This window comes from Alistipes sp. CHKCI003, assembly GCF_900021155.1.
GTDB lineage: Bacteria > Bacteroidota > Bacteroidia > Bacteroidales > Rikenellaceae > Alistipes > Alistipes excrementavium.
Genome location: NZ_FCNT01000065.1, coordinates 1 through 20,056 on the forward strand (window position 1 = coordinate 1; position 20,056 = coordinate 20,056).

General features: G+C 62.5%; 15 protein-coding genes. 12 read left to right on the forward strand and 3 right to left on the reverse strand.

What is annotated here, in order from left to right; translation table 11 throughout:
- Positions 1 to 881: 881 nt before the first annotated feature.
- The gene (locus tag BN3659_RS09035) at positions 882 to 2,276 is read right to left on the reverse strand and encodes a type III PLP-dependent enzyme domain-containing protein (RefSeq protein ID WP_091536363.1); all 1,395 of its coding nucleotides are present in this window, start codon (positions 2,274 to 2,276) and stop codon (positions 882 to 884) included.
- A gap of 297 nt (positions 2,277 to 2,573) precedes the next feature.
- On the opposite strand from BN3659_RS09035, the gene BN3659_RS09040 reads away from it, so the two are divergent.
- The 6 genes from BN3659_RS09040 to BN3659_RS09070 all read left to right on the forward strand — a co-directional run bounded on the left by BN3659_RS09040 (position 2,574) and on the right by BN3659_RS09070 (position 8,346).
- Positions 2,574 to 3,524: a hypothetical protein gene (locus BN3659_RS09040; RefSeq protein WP_141682548.1), complete on the forward strand. Its 951-nt coding sequence runs from the start codon at positions 2,574 to 2,576 to the stop codon at positions 3,522 to 3,524.
- An 846-nt stretch (positions 3,525 to 4,370) separates the two neighbouring features.
- Positions 4,371 to 5,558 (forward strand): sigma-54 interaction domain-containing protein, encoded by a 1,188-nt coding sequence (locus BN3659_RS09045; RefSeq protein WP_091536367.1) that lies wholly within the window; start codon positions 4,371 to 4,373, stop codon positions 5,556 to 5,558.
- 735 nt (positions 5,559 to 6,293) lie between these two features.
- Entirely contained in the window at positions 6,294 to 6,806 is a 513-nt protein-coding gene (gene lptE / locus BN3659_RS09055; protein ID WP_224757862.1) for an LPS assembly lipoprotein LptE, read from the forward strand.
- 5 nt (positions 6,807 to 6,811) lie between these two features.
- Positions 6,812 to 7,297 (forward strand): hypothetical protein, encoded by a 486-nt coding sequence (locus BN3659_RS09060; protein WP_091536371.1) that lies wholly within the window; start codon positions 6,812 to 6,814, stop codon positions 7,295 to 7,297.
- An 11-nt stretch (positions 7,298 to 7,308) separates the two neighbouring features.
- Positions 7,309 to 7,671 (forward strand): preprotein translocase subunit SecG, encoded by a 363-nt coding sequence (secG, locus tag BN3659_RS09065; protein WP_091536373.1) that lies wholly within the window; start codon positions 7,309 to 7,311, stop codon positions 7,669 to 7,671.
- Between the two features lie 393 nt (positions 7,672 to 8,064).
- Positions 8,065 to 8,346 (forward strand): hypothetical protein, encoded by a 282-nt coding sequence (locus tag BN3659_RS09070; RefSeq protein WP_091536374.1) that lies wholly within the window; start codon positions 8,065 to 8,067, stop codon positions 8,344 to 8,346.
- Here BN3659_RS09070 and ruvA read toward each other — a convergent pair.
- Positions 8,333 to 8,917, reverse strand: a complete 585-nt coding sequence (gene ruvA / locus BN3659_RS09075) for a Holliday junction branch migration protein RuvA (protein ID WP_091536376.1) — start codon at positions 8,915 to 8,917, stop codon at positions 8,333 to 8,335. The two genes, BN3659_RS09070 and ruvA, sit on opposite strands and share 14 nt — an antisense overlap.
- A gap of 97 nt (positions 8,918 to 9,014) precedes the next feature.
- Between ruvA and BN3659_RS09080 the strand changes: the two genes are divergently transcribed.
- From BN3659_RS09080 to dnaK, 6 genes are all read left to right on the forward strand, one after another.
- Entirely contained in the window at positions 9,015 to 9,596 is a 582-nt protein-coding gene (locus BN3659_RS09080; protein ID WP_091536378.1) for an OmpH/Skp family outer membrane protein, read from the forward strand.
- Positions 9,597 to 11,471: 1,875 nt separating this feature from the next.
- Positions 11,472 to 12,275 (forward strand): diadenylate cyclase CdaA, encoded by an 804-nt coding sequence (gene cdaA / locus BN3659_RS09090; protein ID WP_091536381.1) that lies wholly within the window; start codon positions 11,472 to 11,474, stop codon positions 12,273 to 12,275.
- A gap of 433 nt (positions 12,276 to 12,708) precedes the next feature.
- Entirely contained in the window at positions 12,709 to 13,335 is a 627-nt protein-coding gene (locus tag BN3659_RS09095; RefSeq protein WP_091536383.1) for an FKBP-type peptidyl-prolyl cis-trans isomerase, read from the forward strand.
- A 16-nt stretch (positions 13,336 to 13,351) separates the two neighbouring features.
- Complete coding sequence (locus tag BN3659_RS09100; protein ID WP_091536384.1) at positions 13,352 to 14,878, forward strand: hypothetical protein; 1,527 nt, start codon at positions 13,352 to 13,354, stop codon at positions 14,876 to 14,878.
- A gap of 1,192 nt (positions 14,879 to 16,070) precedes the next feature.
- On the forward strand, positions 16,071 to 16,310 hold the full coding sequence (locus BN3659_RS09105; protein WP_091536386.1) for a DNA-binding protein: 240 nt from the start codon (positions 16,071 to 16,073) through the stop codon (positions 16,308 to 16,310).
- A 420-nt stretch (positions 16,311 to 16,730) separates the two neighbouring features.
- Positions 16,731 to 18,659, forward strand: a complete 1,929-nt coding sequence (dnaK, locus tag BN3659_RS09110) for a molecular chaperone DnaK (protein WP_091536387.1) — start codon at positions 16,731 to 16,733, stop codon at positions 18,657 to 18,659.
- A 301-nt stretch (positions 18,660 to 18,960) separates the two neighbouring features.
- Here dnaK and BN3659_RS09115 read toward each other — a convergent pair whose 3' ends face one another.
- Positions 18,961 to 19,842 (reverse strand): DMT family transporter, encoded by an 882-nt coding sequence (locus tag BN3659_RS09115; protein WP_091536389.1) that lies wholly within the window; start codon positions 19,840 to 19,842, stop codon positions 18,961 to 18,963.
- Positions 19,843 to 20,056: the final 214 nt, after the last annotated feature.

A 20,056-nucleotide genomic window follows, 5' to 3' on the forward strand; every position in this document is an offset into this window, starting at 1 on the left:
CCGGTGGCGTCCGGAGGTTGCGGGACGGTGCTGCGTCTGTGTTTTCGGGCGGTGTTCGTTTCGGGGGCCGAATAGGGTGCCGGCGGTGTCCGGAGGTTGCGGGACGGTGCTGCGTCTGTGTTTTCGGGTGGTGTTCGTTTCGGGGGCCGAATAGGGTGTCGGCGCCGTCCGGAGGTTGCGGCCCCGGGGGACGAGACTGCGGTTCGGGGAATGGCGTCCGGAGCTGTGCCGGTGCCGGCGATAGCGTTTGGGCCTGCGGTCTGCGGGCGAGGTCGGGTGATCGGGAGCGGGGATAGCGTGCGGGGCAGCAAGCGCACAGGTACGGCGGGATGCTTCTCGGGCGATCGACACGCCGGCCGAAATGCCGGCACCGACGGAATATCGCGAAGAGATCCGGACGGTCCGGACGGATGATCCGCTCCGCAACATGCGGTTCCGGAGCGGATTCCGATGTCAGGTAATTGCGGATCGTTTGAGCGGTTTTTTATTTCCTCGTCGATCATCCTGTCGAACGCGCAAGAACGAACGAGTCGAGTGCTTCCGCATGTCGCACACGCGCTTTCGACGATGCCTCCAGACACGCGATGCGGGAGGTAAATCATCGTAAGTACGGGTAGTATATATTGGGGTTCGCCTTCGGCAAAGCCTACACCTCCTACCTATTGTGTATGAGTGCCGCATCGTGATCGTACCGCCTCCCCCTCCCTCATCGTTCGGGAAAACGCTCGTATGAGCGGTGCGGATAAAAAAGGGCTGTCCAAGACTTGTCGGACAGCCCCGAATCGTGAAACGGAGGTTTTCCGGGCAACTTCGCTTTTGGGTTCGGAGGAGGGGCGGAGATTCCGTCCGCGCGGCGAAGGCCGAAGGCGCCGGCTGCGGAGTCAATACCCCAGAATGCGGAGCATCGACCGGTAGGACTGCTCTTTGGCGAACAGGCGTGTGTAGTACTCGTTGTCGGACTTGTCGCGGTCGATGATGATGTGCTTCGGCGCGGGGATCAGGCAGTGCTGGATGCCGCCGAAACCGCCGAGCGCCTCCTGATAGGCGCCCGTGTGGAAGAAGCCGATATACTGCGTGTTGCCCTTTTCGAGCTTCGGGAGGAAGATGGCGTTGGTGTGGCACTCCGAGTTGTAGAAATCCTCGCTGTCGCACGTGAGCCCGCCCAGCAGCACACGCTGGTACTCCTTGTCCCAGTTGTTGACGGCCAGCATGATGTAGCGCTGGTTGATGCCCCACGTGTCGGGCAGGGTGGTGATGAACGACGAGTCGATCATGTACCAGTTCTCGCGGTCGTTCTGCTGCTTCTGGTTGACGATCGAGTAGAGCGCCGCGCCGCTCTCGCCCACGGTGAACGAGCCGAATTCGGTGAAGATGTCGGGCTCGTCGATGCCGTTGCGCTGACAGATGTTCTTGATCTGGGCCACGATCTCCTCGGTGAGGTACTCGTAGTCGTAGTCGAAGTTGAGCGAGTTCTTGATGGGGAAGCCGCCGCCGATGTTGAGGCTGTCGAGCTCGGGGCAGATGGCCTTGAGTTCGCAGTAGACGTTCATGCACTTCGACAGTTCGTTCCAGTAGTAGGCCGTGTCCTTGATGCCGGTGTTGATGAAAAAATGCAGCATCTTGAGCTGGAATTTCTTGCTGTTGTGGATCTTGGCCTTGTAGAAATCGACGATGTCGTTGTAGCGGATGCCCAGCCGCGAAGTGTAGAACTCGAACTTGGGCTCCTCCTCGCAGGCGATGCGGATGCCGATCTTGCACTTCTTGGTGAAGGCGTCTTCGAACAGGTCGAGCTCCTCCTTGTTGTCGAGCACGGGGATCGTGTTCTCGAAGCCGTCGTTGACGAGCTGCGCGATATTCTCCACGTACTGCGGACGTTTGAATCCGTTGCAGATGATGAAGCGGTCTTTGTCGATGATGCCGCTGTCGTAGAGCGAGTTGATGATGTGGATGTCGTAGGCCGACGACGTTTCGAGGTGGATGTCGTTCTTCATGGCCTCCTCCAGCACGAACGAGAAGTGGCTCGACTTGGTGCAGTAGCAGTAGTTGTACGATCCCTTGTAGTCGACCTTGGCCATCGCCACGTTGAACATGCGCTTGGCGCGGTTGATCTGCTGCGAGATCTTCGGCAGGTAGGTGATCTTGAGCGGCGTTCCGTACTGCTTGATGAGTTCCATCAGCGGAATGTCGTGGAAATTCAGCTCGTTGTCTTCGACGGTGAATTCATCCTGCGGGAAATCAAACGTCTGTTCGATCAGGTCGATGTACTTATCCTTCATGGTTTCTTTCAAACTCGTTTCGCAATCCGGCTCGGCTACATTGCAAATTTCGGGGCGAAGTAGCTCGGCCGGATCGTTCGGATTATTCGGGATGCAAAATAGGCGATTATTTTCGACATGCACAAAGGTTTGCTCCATTATTTCAAAAAACGGGGCGGATTTTTCGCATTTTGCCGGGAAAAGTGTAATTTTGGAACGAATTTCCGCGTTTCGGCCATGCCGGGCCGCATGCGATCCGGGTTCGCCCGGAGAGGCGGCGCGACGGGGAAAGGGTAAAACATAGCATGTTTTTCGAAGGTGTTGACCGATCTTATCATCCGTTATCTGGAGTCGAACAAGCGGCTCGTCGTCCCCCAGTTGGGCGCATTCGTGGCGAAGGCGCCCGGAGGCCCCGTTCTTTTCACCGAACTCATGCGGCGCGACGACGGCGTGCTGCGCGGTCTGCTGTGCGCCGGGGGGATGAGCGAACTGGAGGCGGCGGGCGCCGTGGACCGTTTCGTGTTCGAAGTGCGCCACGCCGTGCAGGAGGGGCGCGAATTCCGGATGGAAGGGCTCGGCACGCTGCGCGGCGGACCCGAGGGGACGATTGTCTTCCTCGGCGAAGCGCAGCCCGCGGCACGGTCGCACACCGGGGTCGACGAAGGGAGCGCGTCCGGCGTTTCGAATGCGGAGCCCGCCTCCGGAACGGTGCATGCCGCAGGGGTTGTCTCTGCGGCAGACTCTTCCCGCGAAGATGAGGCCGGGAAGACGACGGCGTCCGGTGCGGTTTCGGAGACGGCGTCCGGCGCGGATCGGGCGGCGGAGGGCGGGAGAGCTGCGGGGGCATCGGCCAAGGCTCCGGTTTCGGCTTCGGCTTCGGGCGAAACGGAACGGCGGCCGGCGGATGCGGCGCACGCGCCGCGCCGCCCGGCGGCGGAGGTGTCCGTCCCGTCCAAATTGCATCCCGACCCTTCGGTGAAGGGGCTTCGCTACGGCAAACCGGTGAAAACCACGAATGCCTACGCTTTTGTCGGCTCGGCTCCCCGCCGCCGGGTCGACAAACTGATTCTCGTGGCCATTGCCGCTGCCGTGGTCGCACTGGCGGCCATTGCCTACGGGTATATCCGCGATTGGCAGAACGAACGCGAAGGGGAGTTTCTCATCGAGGAGACACTTCCGCCGGTGGCGCCGAACGTCGGGGCCGAGCCCGCGGCGAAGGACGGCCCGACTGCGGCCGAAACGTCCGGTACGGCGGACGTCCGGGGATGAATGCCGGCGACGGCCCGCGTGCGGTCCGGGTTCGCTCGGAGCGGGGCGGGGGACGTCGGAGCCGGTACGTTTCCGACGAGGCGGGTGTAGTACGGCGCGTACTTCGAGGTCGGCCGCGTCGGGACGACGTCCGGGAAACGCAGGCCGTTTCCGCCGGGTCGGGCGTGCAGAGCGCCCGAGGGTCCGAGGTCTGCCGGGGGACGACGTAGCGCGAAAGGGTGCTTTGCAACGTCTGCCGTCCGGCGCCGGCGGCAGGATGGACCCGGAGCCTTTCGGGGGAGGCAATCCGCCGCGAGGGGACGGTGCGCCGAACCGCCTGCACAGCGGAGGCGGTGCCCGATGGGTGCGGACGGGAGGCCGGGTGTCCGGCTGCATGCGGGTGAATGCGGAAGCCGCAGATGCGGGGTGGCGTTTCGTCGCAAGGAGGACGGTGCCGAACCGCCTGCACGGCGGAGGCGATGCCCGATGGGCGCGGACGGGAGACCGGGTGTCCGGCCGCACGCGGGTGAATGCGGAAGCCGCAGATGCGGGGTGGCGTTTCGTCGCAAGGAGGACGGTGCCGAACCGCCTGCACGGCGGAGGCGATGCCCGATGGGCGCAGACGGGAGACCGGGTGTCCGGCCGCATGCGGGGCGGCGTCGGGACTTTCGGGAAACGGATGGAGAACCGATGCCGGAAGAAGGGGGCGCGTTATCCATTGAGGCGAAGGCGGCGCGGCCGGGACTTCGTTCGAGGTGCGCGGGGACGAAACAAAGACTGCGAATGCGCGCGAAGCAAAATAGAACGGCGCCGTCAGTTCCCGATATACATAAATGATATTGCCAAACAGAAACCCAGATAGAATAGATGACAGATCTCACGACCGTAAAACAACGATTCGGCATCATCGGCACTTCGCCCTTGCTCGACAGGGCGCTCGAAGTGGCCTTGCGCGTCGCGCCGACCGACCTCTCGGTGCTCGTAACGGGCGAAAGCGGCGTCGGCAAGGAGTTTTTCCCGCTGGTGATCCACGCTTATTCGGCCCGCAAACACGATAAATACATTGCCGTGAACTGCGGCGCCATTCCCGAGGGGACGATCGATTCGGAGCTTTTCGGCCATGAGAAGGGCGCTTTCACGGGTGCGCTCGAAGCCCGCAAGGGCTACTTCGAGGAGGCCGACGGCGGGACGATCTTTCTGGACGAGGTGGCCGAACTGCCGCATCCGACGCAGGCCCGTCTGCTGCGCGTGCTGCAAACGGGCGAGTTCATCCGCGTGGGGTCGTCGAAGGTGCAGAAGACCGACGTGCGCGTGGTGGCCGCCACGAACACCGATCTGTCGGAGGCCATCACGACGGGGCGTTTCCGCGAAGACCTCTACTACCGGCTCAATACCGTGCCGATCGCGGTGCCGGCGCTGCGCGAGCGGCCGCAGGACGTGTCGCTGCTGTTCCGCAAATTCGCGGGCGATGTGGCGACACAGTACCGGATGCCGGCCGTTACGCTCGATCCGGCGGCGCGGCAGATGCTCGAAAACTACTATTGGCGGGGCAATATCCGTCAGTTGAAGAACGTGGCCGAGCAAATTTCGGCTATCGAGCAGTCGCGGGTCATCACGCCCGAGATCCTTGCGAAATACCTGCCCCAGCAGGGGGCCGGCGCACCTCCGCTGCCCGCGGGCGCACGGCGGGCCGACGGCGATTCGGCCACGGAGCGCGAATTGCTCTACAAGGTGCTGTTCGACATGCGGGCGGACATCAACGACCTCAAGCGCATGATGTCCGAGCTGATGCAGGGCGCCCCGCGGCCCGAGCCCGCGCACGACATCAAGGGGCTGCTGCCCTCGGCGGCTCAGACGCCGGCGGATTATGCCGAGAGCGAGGATGTTACGGATGAACCGCCCCACGGGATGACCAAGGCCGAGATGCAGCGCGAGCAGATCGTCCGTGCCTTGCGCCGCAACAACGGCCGCCGCCGCGATGCGGCCGCCGAACTCTTCATGTCCGAGCGGACGCTCTACCGCAAAATCAAGGAGCTGGGCATCGAGGAGGAGTAGGGCCGGAAACCGGAAACCGGAACCCGGAGCGGAAGAGCGAGGCGGGGCGGATTCCGGACGGAAAGCGGGCGTAAGGCAGCGGCCGGATCGGCCGGAACGCAAAGCCGGGCCGAAGAGGCCGGGGCGGTTGAGCTCGGCGGTTGAACCCGGGCGGCCGCGGAAAAGAGGGAATACGGATCGGGCGTCCTGCCGGGACCGCCGGGCGGCGGATGCGGTGAGCGTCGTGGGGAGGCGGACGATACGGAGGACGGCCGCCGAAGTCCGTAGCGGGGAAGGGAAGCACAAGACGCGGAATGCGGGCGACGGGCACAGCGCGCTGCGGGCGACCGGAGAGGACCGGAGAGGACCGGAGAGGACCGGAGAGGACCGGAGAGGACCGGAGAGGACCGGAGAGGACCGGAGCCGTGCGGCGGACGTATGCCGCGACGGAGTTGCCCGGATGAAGGGCCGGCGGCAGCGGGCTGAATGGAGGCCGTGGCGCCGGCAGGGCGGCTGGACACGGCGCGGCGGGCCGACGGGAGGCGGCGCGAAAGTCCGATGGCGTGCGGACGTGGTTGCGGCGCTTCGGAAGACGAAAGCGGTCCGGCGGCGGATGCGCTGCGTCCGGCCGGCGAATGGCTGTCGCGGCGGCGTGCGGCGTGCCATTGCGGCGGGGCGGGCCGAATCGGAATAAGTCGAATCGGACCGAGCCGAAGCGAATGCCGGACAATAGAGACAAAGGTACAAGGAAAAATGATGGACAAACTGAAAATTCTTTTCGGAGGTCTGCTGGCGCTCGTGCTGGCAGCCTGCGGCTATCAGGTGAAATATTCGCTGTCGGGCGCGTCGATTCCGCCCGATGCCAAGACCTTCTCGGTCGCCTATTTCCCCAACAACGCGCCGTTGGTGGCGCCCACGCTCAGCGCCACGCTCACCGATGCGCTGCAGGATATCTTCACCCGTCAGACGCGGCTCGTGCAGGTGCAGGAGGGCGGCGACTTCGCATTCGAAGGCGAAATCACGAACTACACTTCGACCACGGCGATGGTTACGAGCAGCGACGTGGCCACGCAGAACCGTCTGACCATCACCGTGCAGGTGCGTTTCACGAACGTCGTGGACGAGAAGGCATCGTTCAACCGCTCCTTCTCGGCCTACGGCGATTACGATACGAACACCGCTTTGCAGGAGGCGCAGGATGCGCTCATACCCGAAATCGTGGATCAGCTCGCGCAGGACATCTTCCAAGCCGCGGCATCGAACTGGTAGCGCTTATGACGAATCTGGGGGCATACGTCCTTGCCGACGGACGGACGGACGCTGTTTCGGCGGCGGAGCTCGATGCGCTCGTCGCCCGCTGGCCGTGGTTTTCGGCGGCACGGATCGTGCGGGCCCGGCTGAGCGGCCGCCGGGACGATCGGATGGCCGCGGTCGAGGCGTTCCGCGGTCCGTCGTCGCTCGCGGTGCAGGCCGTGGAACCCGCCGCGCTCACGACGATTACGGCCGGCGAGCTGATCGAGCGCTTTCTGCACGAAGAGAATCTGCGCATCGTAGCCGAGGAGGGCGAAGCGGAGGAGATACGCACCGAGGCCGTGCTGGACGAGGAGGACGAAGTGGTGAGCGAGGAGCTGGCCGAAATCTATCTCGCACAGGGGCTTCGGGACGAGGCGCTCGCCATTTATCGTAAATTAAGTTTGCGAAATCCGGAAAAAAGTGTTTACTTTGCCGAGCTTATTGGGAAAATAGAAACAAATAATTAAAATAAAACGACATGTTATACTCGATTTGTATCGCTTTGATCCTGATTGCGAGCGTACTCGTCATCCTCGCCGTGCTGGTTCAGAACCCCAAGAGCGGCATGGCCGCCAACTTCGGCGTTTCGAATCAGGTCATGGGCGTGCGTGAGACTTCGAACTTTCTGGAGAAATTCACGTGGACGATGGCCGTTGCGATCGTGGTGCTGAGCCTCGTAGCTACGCTGGCGATGGACCGCGGACTGGTGGCTACCAGCAACAGCGAGATTTCGAAGGATGCGAAGGCGCTTCAGGAGCGCGTGATCGATACGGAGATGCCCGCGGCCATGCCGCAGGCCGAAATACCGGCGGAACAGCCGGTCGAGGCGCCTGCGGAATAGGGTCCGCTGCCGGGAGTCTGCGAAGGACCCTTCGCTGAGATGCTTCGCTGCTCGGATTGAGCGCGGCGCGCTGTCGCTGCCGCGTGGAGGACGCCGGATTGTTCGGACAGTAAGACCGGGTGGCGAACGGCCTGAATCCGGGGCAAGTCTTCGGGCTGTTCGGGCGAGGTGTTTGCGGTGCTCTGTTCCGGAAGGGAGGACAGCTGTGTCGACCGATCGAACCGGAAGACGGCGGAAGATTCGGGCGGCGGAGAAAGAGCGGATTGTCAGATCAATGAGCCGTACTGTAAAAGGCGTTTTCGGAATGCGCCGTTGCAGTGCGGCTTTTTTTCATGCGGTGCGTGGACGGCTTCGTCGGCAGCGATGTATGGGTTGGGGAGTTCGGGATGCCGGATGCTGCGTCTGCAACCGTTCGAGCGCGAGGCGGACGGTGTCTTCGACCGCAGCGTCGGGCGTCTCTTTCAGAACGGTAGTTCGGATTCCGTCGGCAGCGATGTATGGATTGGGGGTTCGGGATGCCGGATGCTGCGTCTACAACCGTTCGAGCGCGATGCGGACGGTGTCTTCGACCGCAGCGTCGGGCGTCTCTTTCAGGACGGCGGTTCGGATTCCGTCGGCAGCGATGTATGGGTTGGGGAGTTCGGGATGCCGGAGGCTGCATCTACAACCGTTTGAGCGCGAGGCGGACGGTGTCTTCGACCGCAGCGTCGGGCGTCTCTTTCAAAACGGCGGTTACGGCTTTTTCTGCCGCGCTCTTGGGGAATCCGAGCATGACGAGTGCCGCCGTCGCTTCCTCGTAAATAGCACGGTCGGACGCAGGACGCGCTTCGACGTCGCCCGGAGCGAGCGTAGCCATTTTGCCGCTCAGCTCGACGATGATCTTTTGGGCTGTCTTGAGGCCCAATCCCTTGACGTTTTTCAGCAAGACGGCATTTTCCGATGCGATGACGGATTGCAGCTCGCGCGGCGAGAAGGCCGAGAGGATCATGCGCGCCGTGTTGCCGCCCACGCCCGAAACGCTGAGGAGCAGCCGGAACAGCTCTCGTTCGGTTTTCGTGGAGAAGCCGTAGAGCAACTGGGCGTCTTCGCGCACGACGTAGTGTACGTAGAGCCGTGCGCGTTCGGCGTGTTCGATCCCGGCATAGGTCGTCAGCGAGATGTTGAGGTAGTATCCGACGCCTCCGGCGTCGATGACGGCATAGGTCGGAGCGAGTTCGGCCACGGAGCCGCTTATATATTCATACATAGGTGCCGAAAATTGATTGGTCGCGGGCAAAAGTAAAGATTTTTTTTTACCTTTGCCAGACACAAAACGAAATATTCATTCAAAACAGAACAACGATATGAAGAAAATCCTTTTCGCAGCGTTTGCAGCAGCCGTGGCCCTGACTTCATGCGGCAACAGGGAGACGCCGGCGGCGGAGAGCGTCGCGGCCGAAACGCAGACCGTCGCGGGCGGCGATCTCGCCTATGTGCAGGTGGAAGCGGTGCTCGCGCAGAGCGACCTCTACCTCAGCGAGGGCAAGGCGCTTCAGGAGAAGACCGAGAAGACGCAGCGTTCGTGGGCCCAGCGCGAGCAGAGCTTGCAGAGCGAAGCGGCCCGCTTGCAGGAGAAATATCAGAAAGGGCTGATCACGTCGTTCGATGCCCAGAACGAACAGAAGAAGATCGAACAGAAGATCCAGAACTATCAGGCATCGGCACAGAAGGAGGCCCAGACGCTCGACGAGGAGAATTTCGTGTTCACCAACCGCGCACAGGATTTGCTGCGCCGCGCCGTGCAGGAGGTGAATGCCGGCGGTAAGTACCGTATGATCGTCGATGCCAAGGCATTGCTCGATGCGGATACGACGCTCAACATCACCTCGGCGGTGCTGGCGAAGGTGAACGAGTTGTACGCTGCCGAGAAAAAGAGCGCGAAATAACAGCGGGTGCGTTTCTCTGGGTTCCTCTTGCGGGAGGGAGCGCAGACCGCCGAGATCTTCGGAGCGGAGCCGTCGCATCGAGGCGCGGGTTCGGTGAGAGCCGGGCATGCGGTTTCTGCGGCGCGGCCGGAAGCCCGAGGGCTGGGCGGTGCACACGGTTTTCCGGTCGCGGTCTCGAAGCCGGGAGTGGCGGAGCCGGGCTTCGGGGCGGGGATTCGGACCGGACTTCCGGGGCGGACGGTTTTCCGGACGGGAGACGGTCTCGCGACAGTCGGTCGCGTGCGGCGCGGGATGCGCGGAAGGCGGGCGCGGTGCGAATCCGCGGAAGAAGGGGCGCGAAAAATAGCTGTGCGGTGTCAGCCGCCCGGACAGGACTGTCCGATAAACTGCCGCGAAAAAGAGGGGTCTGCGATCGGTCGGACCCCTCTCTTCGTTCGTACTGTCCGGGAGCGATTCCGAATCTGCGATTCTCGGAGGGTTGAAAAGGCTCGTTGCCCCTCTCTCTTCGGAAGAGACGGATCGGTCGGAGTGTTGCGTTTTCGTTGCGGACGGGATGGGCGGGAGCCTGCGGTTCGGGACGCCGGGGCATGCAATGCCGCGAAGCATACGGTGGCTCGGGGCCTGCTCGGAGCGTCCGAGGCGGACCGACGCCGGATGAGAAGGACATGGGGCGGTCGCTCTGCGGGGCTCTCGCCGGATCATTCACGCCCGAATCGCGTGCGGCGCTTGTTCCGGGGATCTTCCCATCCGGCTGATCTCTCCGGCTGTTTTTGCGGAATTTCATTCTCTCGATTGCTGTTTGCCCTCGGGGAGTTCGGGGCTGCGGTGAGCTCGGAACGTCGAACCGGGGGCGGACACTGTATGCCTGTATCGGATTTCGACGCGGACGTTCGATGCCGTATGCCGGACGCCGGATGGGCGGAATCGTGCGGTGGCCGGATCAAGAGGCATGGAGGACGGCTTGCCGGAAATTCGCCCCGGCCAGTCCGACTTATCCGGCCTGTGCGTCTTGCCTGATTTGTCTGCTCGGCCCGGTCTGTCCGACCTGCTCGAATTGTTCGTCCTGCCCGGTCCGGCAGATAGGGGTCGAAGTAGGGCGGAGGGGCGGATAATCGGCCGCGACGGCGGACGTGTGTCTCGGAGCGTGCGGCGTTTTTCCCGTCCGAGCATGGGGCAGCGCAGGACGACCGTCGCTTTTCCGGCGGGCCGTACCGCCCGGTGTGCGGATGGCTCGTTTTCCGCTTCGGCTGTTTGTTGCGGTTGGTGTACGGATTGCTCGATTCGTTTTTGTCGGTTTTTGTCGGTCGGGATTACGGGACGATTCTGTTTCGTCAGATTGCAGGGGGCGTGCCGGTTCGTTTTCGTCAGGCCGTACCGCCCGGTGTGCGGACTGTCCGTTTCGTCAATGGCCGGTCGTTCGGGGCGTTGCGGGAAAGTTCGTTCCGGCGCCGACTGTCCGTGGGGGTGTGCAGGCGTATGTGTTTCCGCTCCGACAGGTCCTTCGACGAGTGCGGCGCGGACGTGCATATCCGCTTCGGCGGGCCGTACCGCCCGGTGTGCGGATGGCTCGTTTTCCGCTTCGGCAGGCCGTGTCTCCCGGTACGCGTGTTGCCCGGTTCCGCTCCGGCGGGCCGTGTCGCCCGGTACGCGTGTTGCCCGGTTCCGCTCCGGCGGGATGTGCGGACCGCTCGCGTGCGGGCGTTTTTGCTGCCGGTTCCGTTTTCCCGGCGACCGCCTGCACCCGAAGCGGACGGGATTGCGTCATTTTTCGGATCTTCGGCTCCGCCTTGGGCATTCCGTCCCGGCAAACATAGAATAAAATTCGTTTTTACGCCCGACTTTTCGTATCTTTGCGGAAATTAACACGCACAGAACATGGGATTCGTACCTTTCACCTTCATCGATTTCATCGACATCATCCTCGTCGCGGCGATCATGTATTGGATTTACAGGGCCACGAAAGGTACCAATGCGCCCTACATCATCACGGGCATCATCATCATCTATCTGCTGTGGGTGGTGGTCAAGACGCTCAACATGGAGCTGCTCTCCACCATCCTCGGACAGTTCATCAGCGTGGGCGTGATCGCGCTGATCATCGTTTTCCAGCCCGAGCTGCGGCGGTTCCTGCAAATGATCGGCATGCGGCAGAAGGGGTTCAACTTCATCACCCGCATCTTCGGTACGGGCAACGACGCCGCGGCGACCAACATCACTCCCATCGTTACGGCCTGCCGCGAAATGTCCGAAACGAAAACCGGAGCACTGATCGTGATCGGACAGCAGAGCGATCTGCGGCTGATTACCGAAGGCGGCATCGCACTCGACGCCCGTATTTCGACGCCGCTCCTGAAGAACATCTTTTTCAAGAACGCCCCCTTGCACGACGGCGCCGTGGTGATCGAAGGCGACCGCATCGTGGCGGCCAAGTGCATCCTGCCCGTTACGCAGAGCGACGTGCCCAAGTCTTACGGGACGCGCCACCGTGCGGCGCTGGGCATGAGCGAGATCTCGGACTCGATCATCCTCGTCGTCTCGGAGGAGACGGGCGGCATATCCGTGGCGCAGGGGGGGCATATCCACCGCGACGTTGATCCGGTGCATTTGCAGCAGACGCTCCAGCGCTACCTCAACATCAACGGCCGCAAGCGTTCCTCTAAAAAAGAGGTGGAGGAATAGGGCGGGCGGATACGATTCGCGGCCTTTCTCCGTTTCTACGACAGGGAGCCGTGCGGTCGGTGCTCTTCGCGGAGCGGAAGCGGCGCATTCCTTGCGGGTGCTTCGCCCGTCGGCCGGTGCGGAGGCGGCCGGCGTCTCGCAACTGCCGTGCCGGCGGCGGAGTGGGTTGCGGGACGGTGGGGCCGCTGACGCAGCTCCTTCCTTGCGGCGGTCCGCTTGTTGCCATCCCGTTGCCGGGTTAGGGGCGTTGCGGGCGACGGGGCCGGGCGGCGCGAAGAGGCGGCGGTCCGGCGACGGGCGGGGCGGATGCCTCCGCGGCGGATTCGCGGCCCGTTCCTTGCGGCCGCGGAGGGCGTGCCGCAGGTCGCGCGGAGGCGATGGATGTGAGTGCCGGTTTTTTTATTTTCGACGATTTACGTATCTTTGTCCGTTCATGAAGCGTTTTTTCTCCATATTCCTGCTCGTGCTGCCCGCCGCGCTCTTCTGGTCGGCCTGCGAGGACAACGAAGACGTGCTGCCGGATCAGCAGAACAGGATCCGCCAGTACCTCAGAAGCAATCATGTGCCGAAACTTTTGTCGGAGACCGAGAAAGAGGAGTCGCTCGACGAGAATCCTGCGTTCTACACCGTGGCGGGCGATACGGTCTACCGGTACATCCGCAATTATTACGATGCGGAGCGCGCGGATCGCGCCGAGGTCGAATACGGCGATTCCGTCGTGCTGACCTTCCGGATGTACGTGTTCGATTATACGAATATCGTCGAAACGGGCAAGGAGATTACGATGCCCTACTATTCGAACGACAAGACGCTCGAACAGAGCTATTACAACACGGGGCTGACGCCCGGGGCATGGTCGTTCGAACCCCTTCGGATCGAATTGGGACGCACGCAGATACTAAGAGGACTCGAACTGGCGCTGCCCGGTTGCCGGGCGCGCGATACGGTCGAGACCTACATGACCTACAACATGGCATACGGCGAGGACCCGCTGGGCGTCATCCCCAAGCAGAGTCCCGTGGCGGTGTTTTTCACCGTCGACGAAGTGGAGAAGCAGTAAACAGTAAAGAACGGATATGGATCGAATTTTACGCAGGACGTGTGCCGCAGCGGCCGCTGCGCTGGCGCTGGCCGCTTGTGCGAAGGAGGGCGAAATCTCCTATACCGAGCAGGAGAAGCTGGCGCTCGACGCATGGATGCGTCTCAACCGGCCCGAGCTGGTCGGCAACTACCAGCAGCAGGGCGGTTACTATGTGGATGTCGAGAAACTCGGCGCCGTGGACAGCAAGCCGATCAACGATACGGCCTGCTGGGTGCGTTTCACCTTCACGGGACGCAACCTCGGAGGGGATATCGTGCTGACGCGCAGCGAGACCGATGCCCGGCAGGTGGGCACTTACACGCCGTTCACCCATTACGTGCCCTATTTCAAGTATTACGCGGGCGAGATCAATACGCAGCTTATGGAGGGAACCTATCTGGCCATGCGCAATCCCCTCGAACTGGACGCCGCATACGCCGAATCGAGAGGCTTTCCCACGGAGGTGCTGATGCGCTACGGGACCAAAGTAACGCTCTACATGCCATCGACGGTGGTGAGCTCGGGCGGCGTTTCGGGCAGCGGAGGCTACGAAGGGCAGCAGGGGTACGAACTCAAGTCGGGATGTCCGTTCGTCGTTACGATGGAGATCACCGATACGGTCAAGAACCCGCTCCAGCGCGAAGGTTCGGAGGTGGACGACTTCGCCGAAAAGAACGGCGGGCTGAAACCCGTCGATACCGGAAAAACGGATCGGTCTGCATGGCGCCGTCTGCGCGGTGCGCGCGCGGACGGAGACACCCCCTACGACGACGGCTATGCGTGGCGCAATGCCGTGGACAGCATTCCGCAGGTGTACGTGAATCTCACCTACGGACCGACAGATACATACGACTACCCGCACGTTTATCCCTCGATCTATGCTCCGTACAGCGATTTCGCCAAGCTCGAAAAGGACATTTGCGACACGTTGGTCAACCGTTTCGGCGCCTATGCGGGCGTGCGGTCGCTCGACAGCGATTCCGTAACCCTCGACGGGAAAGCCAAGATCTGGTATATCGGCCGTTTCCTCGACGGATTCATTTTCGATTCGAACATCCCGGGCGTGCGCCGTCTGATCTACGGCGACGCCGAAGCCAAGGGCGAGGCGATAGAATATACGCCTTCGGACGGGGGGATGATCGAGGCGTGGTACTATTCGGTGCCGATTCTGCGCTACGGACAGTGGGCTTCGATTCTGACCACTTCGACCAATGCCTACGGTTCGCAGGGACAGTCGGGTACGACTTCGACCTCCTCGACGCGTTCGAATACGCAGAATTATTACGACTATCTGAACTATTATGCCTACATGAACAGCTATTACGGTTCGGGCGGTTATTACGGAGGCTATTACAACAACTACTACAACAACTACCTCTACGGGCAATACAGCGGACTTTACGGCAATTCGAACGGCAATACGGGCAGTACGGAGACGACGGTTACTAAAGTTTCGACCGAGATTCCGCCGTTCTCGCCGCTGCTGTTCCAGATTTATATCGAACCGGCCGAAGAGGAGTAGAGGGGATCGTCCGGGAGCGGTGAGGGAATGCCGTATCCGGCGGGGCTGCGAACGTCGTATCCGGCGAGGCTGGGGCATCGTATCCGGCAGGGCTGCGGGCATTGTATTCGGCGAGGTTACGGGCGTCGTATCCGGCCGGGGGGCTGCGAACGTTGTATCCGGCAGGGTTGAGGGCATTGTAACCGGCGGGGCTGAGGAGCTGAAGGGACGCTCCGGGTTGTGCGATTTGTCGCGGCCGAACGAGCCGACGGTGTTCGTCGCGGTGCGGTGAGGGCGCTCTCTGCATGGCTGCTTGTCGGGGACAGGCTGGTTGTCGGGGAGCTGTTCCGTTGTGTGCGGCATGTCGTTTCCGTGCCGGAGTCGCGTTGTGCGGGGCTCGTCGCGGCTTGTGCGGGTTTGCCGGGTGTGCGGAGTCTGCCGTGTATCGGGTGTGTGTCGTATCCGGCGCGATGGCGTGCCGGTCGGGGTGTCCGGATTGGTCCGGACGTTTTTTTGTCCGGTCCTCGTAAGAGGTTTGCACATACGTCCGACTGTGCCGGTTTTGCCGCACGGCGTCGCTGCCTCCGGCCTCGGGCGGAATACGGAGCCGTCGGCCTCTTCGCCGCTGCGGCGCGGCAGACGAGTGGGAGCACGGTCGCGCCCGCCCGATGAACGCGGTCGAGGGGGGCGGATTTTCTGACGCCGCCGATAACATTCGTCCGCGGCCGACCGATTTGCAGGACGATTGGGAGGTGTGTCCGATCTGCATTCCGCGGCGAACCGTCGAATCCTTTCCGAGGCCCCGTCGGCCCATACGTCCGACGGACTTCTGCATATCGCCGCATCCTGCGGTTTCGTCCGCCTGCGCAGGGGCGTACCGGCTTGTCGGGGTGCGTTCCGCCGGTGCCGCGGGCCGTTTGCGTCCCGGCACTCCGGCTTTCGTGCATTCTCTCGCCGCTGTTTTTGGGGTACCCCGGTCTTTGGGGGAGGCGGTCCGTGCGATGGGGGCTGCCGCCGGCGGTTCGTCGGATGCGCGAGACGGAGCCCGAGCCTCGGACGGATGGCGGGGGAGGGAGGAGATTCGGGCAGTCGCGGCAGGGCTTTTGCGACGACGGATGCGGAATGTGAATTTTTTCTGAAAAGAAAATTTTGCATTTTCGAGAAATTGTCTTAAATTAGTGGTGCAGAACTATCAACTTAAAACTCATAAGGTATGATTATCACATTTAACGAATTGCGCCGTATCAAGGACAAGCTGCCCAGCGGCAGTTCGCAGCGCATTGCAGACGAACTCGGAATCGACGTGGAGACGGTCCGGAACTATTTCGGAGGCCAGCACGCATGCAAGAACGGCGCGGGCGTTCATTTCGAACAGGGACCGGACGGCGGGGTGGTTACGCTCGACGATACGGCGATTCTGGATGCTGCGATGCGTATCCTGAACGAAAAATAGAACGATATACGATGCCGGTCGAACCGGTCGGACGGGCCTGCCGCAAGCGGGTCCGTTTTTTATGGTATTGCGCATCGGCCTCGGGGGCTTTGCATCGGCTGCCCGCCTGCGGAAATCCTGCGGGCGGATCGGCGGTATCCGGGCGGACGGGCTTTTCGGCGAGCGCGGGTACCCCCCCCCCTCCTCCGCTGCCGCCGGAATCTTTCGTGTCTTTTTGGCAGAAACCGCTGCGCGGACGGCCGATTCCGGCAGCCGATCTGTCAAAATGGCAGGCGATTGTCAGAAAACTCCGTTTGGTACAACCTTTGTTCGTTAGACGGGCGTGTCGGACAGCTCCGGGCTGCGATGGCGGGGAGCCGGGCCGATGGAAATCAGAACGGTCGCAAAAACAGGAAAACGATTAAACACATACAAAAGACTATGGCAAAGATTATTGGTATCGACTTAGGAACTACGAACTCGTGCGTGGCGGTGATGGAAGGCTCGGAGCCCGTGGTGATCCCCAACTCCGAGGGACACCGCACCACGCCCTCGATCGTGGCATTCACCGACGGCGGCGAGCGCAAGGTGGGCGACCCCGCCAAGCGTCAGGCCATCACCAATCCGCAGCGCACGATCTTCTCGATCAAGCGTTTCATGGGCGAACCCTACGACAAGGTGGCGTCGGAGATCGCACGCGCTCCCTATAAGATCGTGCAGGGCCCCAACAATACGCCGCGCGTGGACATCGACGGCCGCCAGTACACGCCGCAGGAGATTTCGGCCATCATTCTCCAGAAGATGAAGAAGACGGCCGAGGATTACCTCGGACAGGAGGTTACGGAAGCCGTGATCACGGTGCCGGCCTACTTCTCCGATTCGCAGCGTCAGGCCACGAAGGAGGCGGGCGAGATCGCGGGTCTGAAGGTGCGCCGGATCATCAACGAGCCGACGGCCGCCGCACTGGCCTACGGCCTCGACAAGAAGCAGAACGACATGAAGATCGCCGTCTACGACCTCGGCGGCGGTACGTTCGATATTTCGATCCTCGAACTGGGCGACGGCGTATTCGAGGTGAAGTCCACCAACGGCGACACGCATCTGGGCGGCGACGACTTCGACCACGTGCTGATCGACTACATGGCCGAAGCCTTCAAGGCCGAGCACCAGATCGACCTGAGGCAGGATGCGATGGCGCTCCAACGTCTGAAGGAGGCGGCCGAGAAGGCCAAGATCGAGCTCTCGTCCTCGACGACGACGGAGATCAACCTTCCGTACATCATGCCCGTGAACGGCATCCCGCAGCACTTGGTGATGACGCTCACGCGCTCGAAGTTCGAGCAGTTGTGCGATCATCTGATCCGCAAGACCGTGGAGCCCTGCAAACTGGCGCTGCGCGACGCCGGCCTCGAAGCCGGCCAGATCGACGAGGTGATCCTCGTGGGCGGTTCGACCCGTATTCCCGCGATCCAGAAGATCGTCGAGGAGTTCTTCGGCAAGACGCCCAACAAGTCGGTGAACCCCGACGAGGTGGTCGCAGTGGGCGCAGCCATTCAGGGCGGCGTGCTGACGGGCGAAGTGAAGGACGTGCTGCTGCTCGACGTTACGCCGCTGTCGCTGGGTATCGAGACGCTGGGCGGCGTGATGACCAAGCTCATTGACGCCAACACGACGATCCCGACCCGCAAGTCGGAGGTCTTCTCGACGGCGGCCGACAACCAGCCTTCGGTGGAGATCAACGTCTGTCAGGGCGAGCGTCCGCTGGCCCGCGACAACAAGTCGATCGGCCGTTTCCACTTGGACGGCATTCCGGCCGCACCGCGCGGCGTGCCGCAGATCGAGGTTACGTTCGATATTGACGCCAACGGCATTCTGAACGTCTCGGCCAAGGACAAGGGCACGGGCAAGGAGCAGAAGATCCGCATCGAGGCTTCGTCGGGGCTGACGGAACAGGAGATCCAGCGCATGCGCGACGAGGCGAAGGCCAACGAAGCGAAAGACCGCGAGGAGAAGGAGCGCATCGACAAGATCAACGCCGCCGACTCGAACATCTTCGCCACCGAAAAGCAGCTCAAGGAGTACGGCGACAAGATTCCGGCCGACAAGAAGTCGGCGATCGAGGGGGCTCTGGGCAAGCTCAAGGAGGCGCACAAGAACGCCGATGTGGCGGCTATTGACACGGCGATCGCCGAGTTGAACGCCGCATGGCAGGCCGCTTCGCAGGACATCTATTCCGCGCAGCAGGCGCAGGGCGCCGCAGGTGCCTCGGGTGCCGGACAGCAGTCGCAGGGTGCGACGGGCAGCGCAGGCGGCAGCCAGCCGCGCGACGACGGACAACCCGAGGACGTGGAGTTCGAGGAGGTGAAGTAAGGTAAGTTGGGCGGGTAAGGCCGCGACCCTGTAGGGGCCGCGGCTTTTTTTATGCCGTATGCTGCGTTTCTGCGGTGCCTCGGGGTGCAAGAGGGCTGGGAAATGAACGGGGTGTCTGCACTGCGGATTTCGGGGCGGGTGAAGCGGCCGGACTGCGGTGCCTCGGGGTGCAAGAGGGCTGGGAATGAACGGGGTGTCTGCACTGCGGATTCCGGGGCGGGTGAAGCGGCAGGACTGCGGTGCCTCGGGGCAGTTTTGCGGCTGCGAAGCACGACTGAAGGCCGTGAGACCGGGGCGATCGCTATCGGTTGCGCTCCGCCTGCCACATGCCCGCGAGAATCAGCGCGGCGCCCAGCATGGCGACGGGCGTGATCCGCTCGCCGATGCAGAGCGAGGCTGCGAGCATCGTCGTCAGCGGGTTGAGGTAGCCGTAGTTCGTGGCGCGCACCACGCCCAGATGCCGCAGGGCGGTGTTCCACAGCACGTAGCAGAGCATCGAGGCGACCAGCCCCAGAAAGAGCAGATTGCCCCAGACGACGGGCCGCATCAGCGTGGCCGCGTCGAATGCCGGCTGTCGGACGGCGAGTACGGGGAGGATGGTCAGCAGACCGTAAAAAAATATTTTTCGCGTGATGAAGAGCGTGGGGTAACGGTCGCCGATGCGTTTCATTACGAGCGAGTAGCCCACCCAGCTGAGGGCCGAGGCGAAGGCCAGCAGATCGCCCCGCGGCGAGAGGCGGAGCACGAAATTCCCGTTGAACACGACCAGCACGACTCCCGCAAAGGCGGCGGCGACGCCGAGCGACTGACGGCGCGTCATCCGTTCGGAACGGTCGCGGAGGCTCACGATGAGGGCGGTCCAGAGGGGTGCGGTGCAGACGATGAGCGAGACGTTCGAGGCGGCCGAGCAGCTGAGGGCGACGTTCTCGGTGAGGAAGTAGAGCGAACCGCCCGAGATGCCGGCGGCGGCCAGCCACGCTTCGTCGCGCCACGACGCGGCACCGAGACGGCGCGGAGCGACGAGCCGGATGGCCGCATAGGCCAGAGCGAAACGCAGGAAGAAAATTTCGGAAGGTGTCAGTCCGTTGACTATCAATACTTTGGTTGCAACGAACGTCGTGCCCCACACCGCGACGGTGAAGAGCGCGGCAAGATGGTAGCGGATGTTTCCGTGGGCAGTCATAGCGTGCAAAGGTACTGTTTTTATGCGATTATCGGTTTGCCGAGGCGATTTTGCGATCCGGATTCGGGATCGTTTCGTGTGGCGGGCCGGTTTTCCCGGTAGGGCTTCGAGCGGCCCCTGCCGCCGGTTTGCCGGATCGTTCGGGCGCGCCGCTGTTCGGGCGGTGTCTCGCGGAGCTTCGTCCCGACCGGGCTCCGGGGGCTCGGGAGGGCGT

Coding starts and splice junctions, on each gene's coding strand:
- BN3659_RS09080 (WP_091536378.1), top strand. CDS start 9,015: ATGAAGAAAATCCTTTTCGCAGCGTTTGCAGCAGCCGTGGCCCTGACT.
- BN3659_RS09100 (WP_091536384.1), top strand. CDS start 13,352: ATGGATCGAATTTTACGCAGGACGTGTGCCGCAGCGGCCGCTGCGCTG.
- cdaA (WP_091536381.1), top strand. CDS start 11,472: ATGGGATTCGTACCTTTCACCTTCATCGATTTCATCGACATCATCCTC.
- BN3659_RS09115 (WP_091536389.1), bottom strand. CDS start 19,842: ATGACTGCCCACGGAAACATCCGCTACCATCTTGCCGCGCTCTTCACC.
- BN3659_RS09095 (WP_091536383.1), top strand. CDS start 12,709: ATGAAGCGTTTTTTCTCCATATTCCTGCTCGTGCTGCCCGCCGCGCTC.
- BN3659_RS09070 (WP_091536374.1), top strand. CDS start 8,065: ATGCTGCGTCTGCAACCGTTCGAGCGCGAGGCGGACGGTGTCTTCGAC.
- BN3659_RS09060 (WP_091536371.1), top strand. CDS start 6,812: ATGACGAATCTGGGGGCATACGTCCTTGCCGACGGACGGACGGACGCT.
- BN3659_RS09045 (WP_091536367.1), top strand. CDS start 4,371: ATGACAGATCTCACGACCGTAAAACAACGATTCGGCATCATCGGCACT.
- ruvA (WP_091536376.1), bottom strand. CDS start 8,917: ATGTATGAATATATAAGCGGCTCCGTGGCCGAACTCGCTCCGACCTAT.
- lptE (WP_224757862.1), top strand. CDS start 6,294: ATGGACAAACTGAAAATTCTTTTCGGAGGTCTGCTGGCGCTCGTGCTG.
- dnaK (WP_091536387.1), top strand. CDS start 16,731: ATGGCAAAGATTATTGGTATCGACTTAGGAACTACGAACTCGTGCGTG.
- BN3659_RS09105 (WP_091536386.1), top strand. CDS start 16,071: ATGATTATCACATTTAACGAATTGCGCCGTATCAAGGACAAGCTGCCC.
- BN3659_RS09035 (WP_091536363.1), bottom strand. CDS start 2,276: ATGAAGGATAAGTACATCGACCTGATCGAACAGACGTTTGATTTCCCG.
- secG (WP_091536373.1), top strand. CDS start 7,309: ATGTTATACTCGATTTGTATCGCTTTGATCCTGATTGCGAGCGTACTC.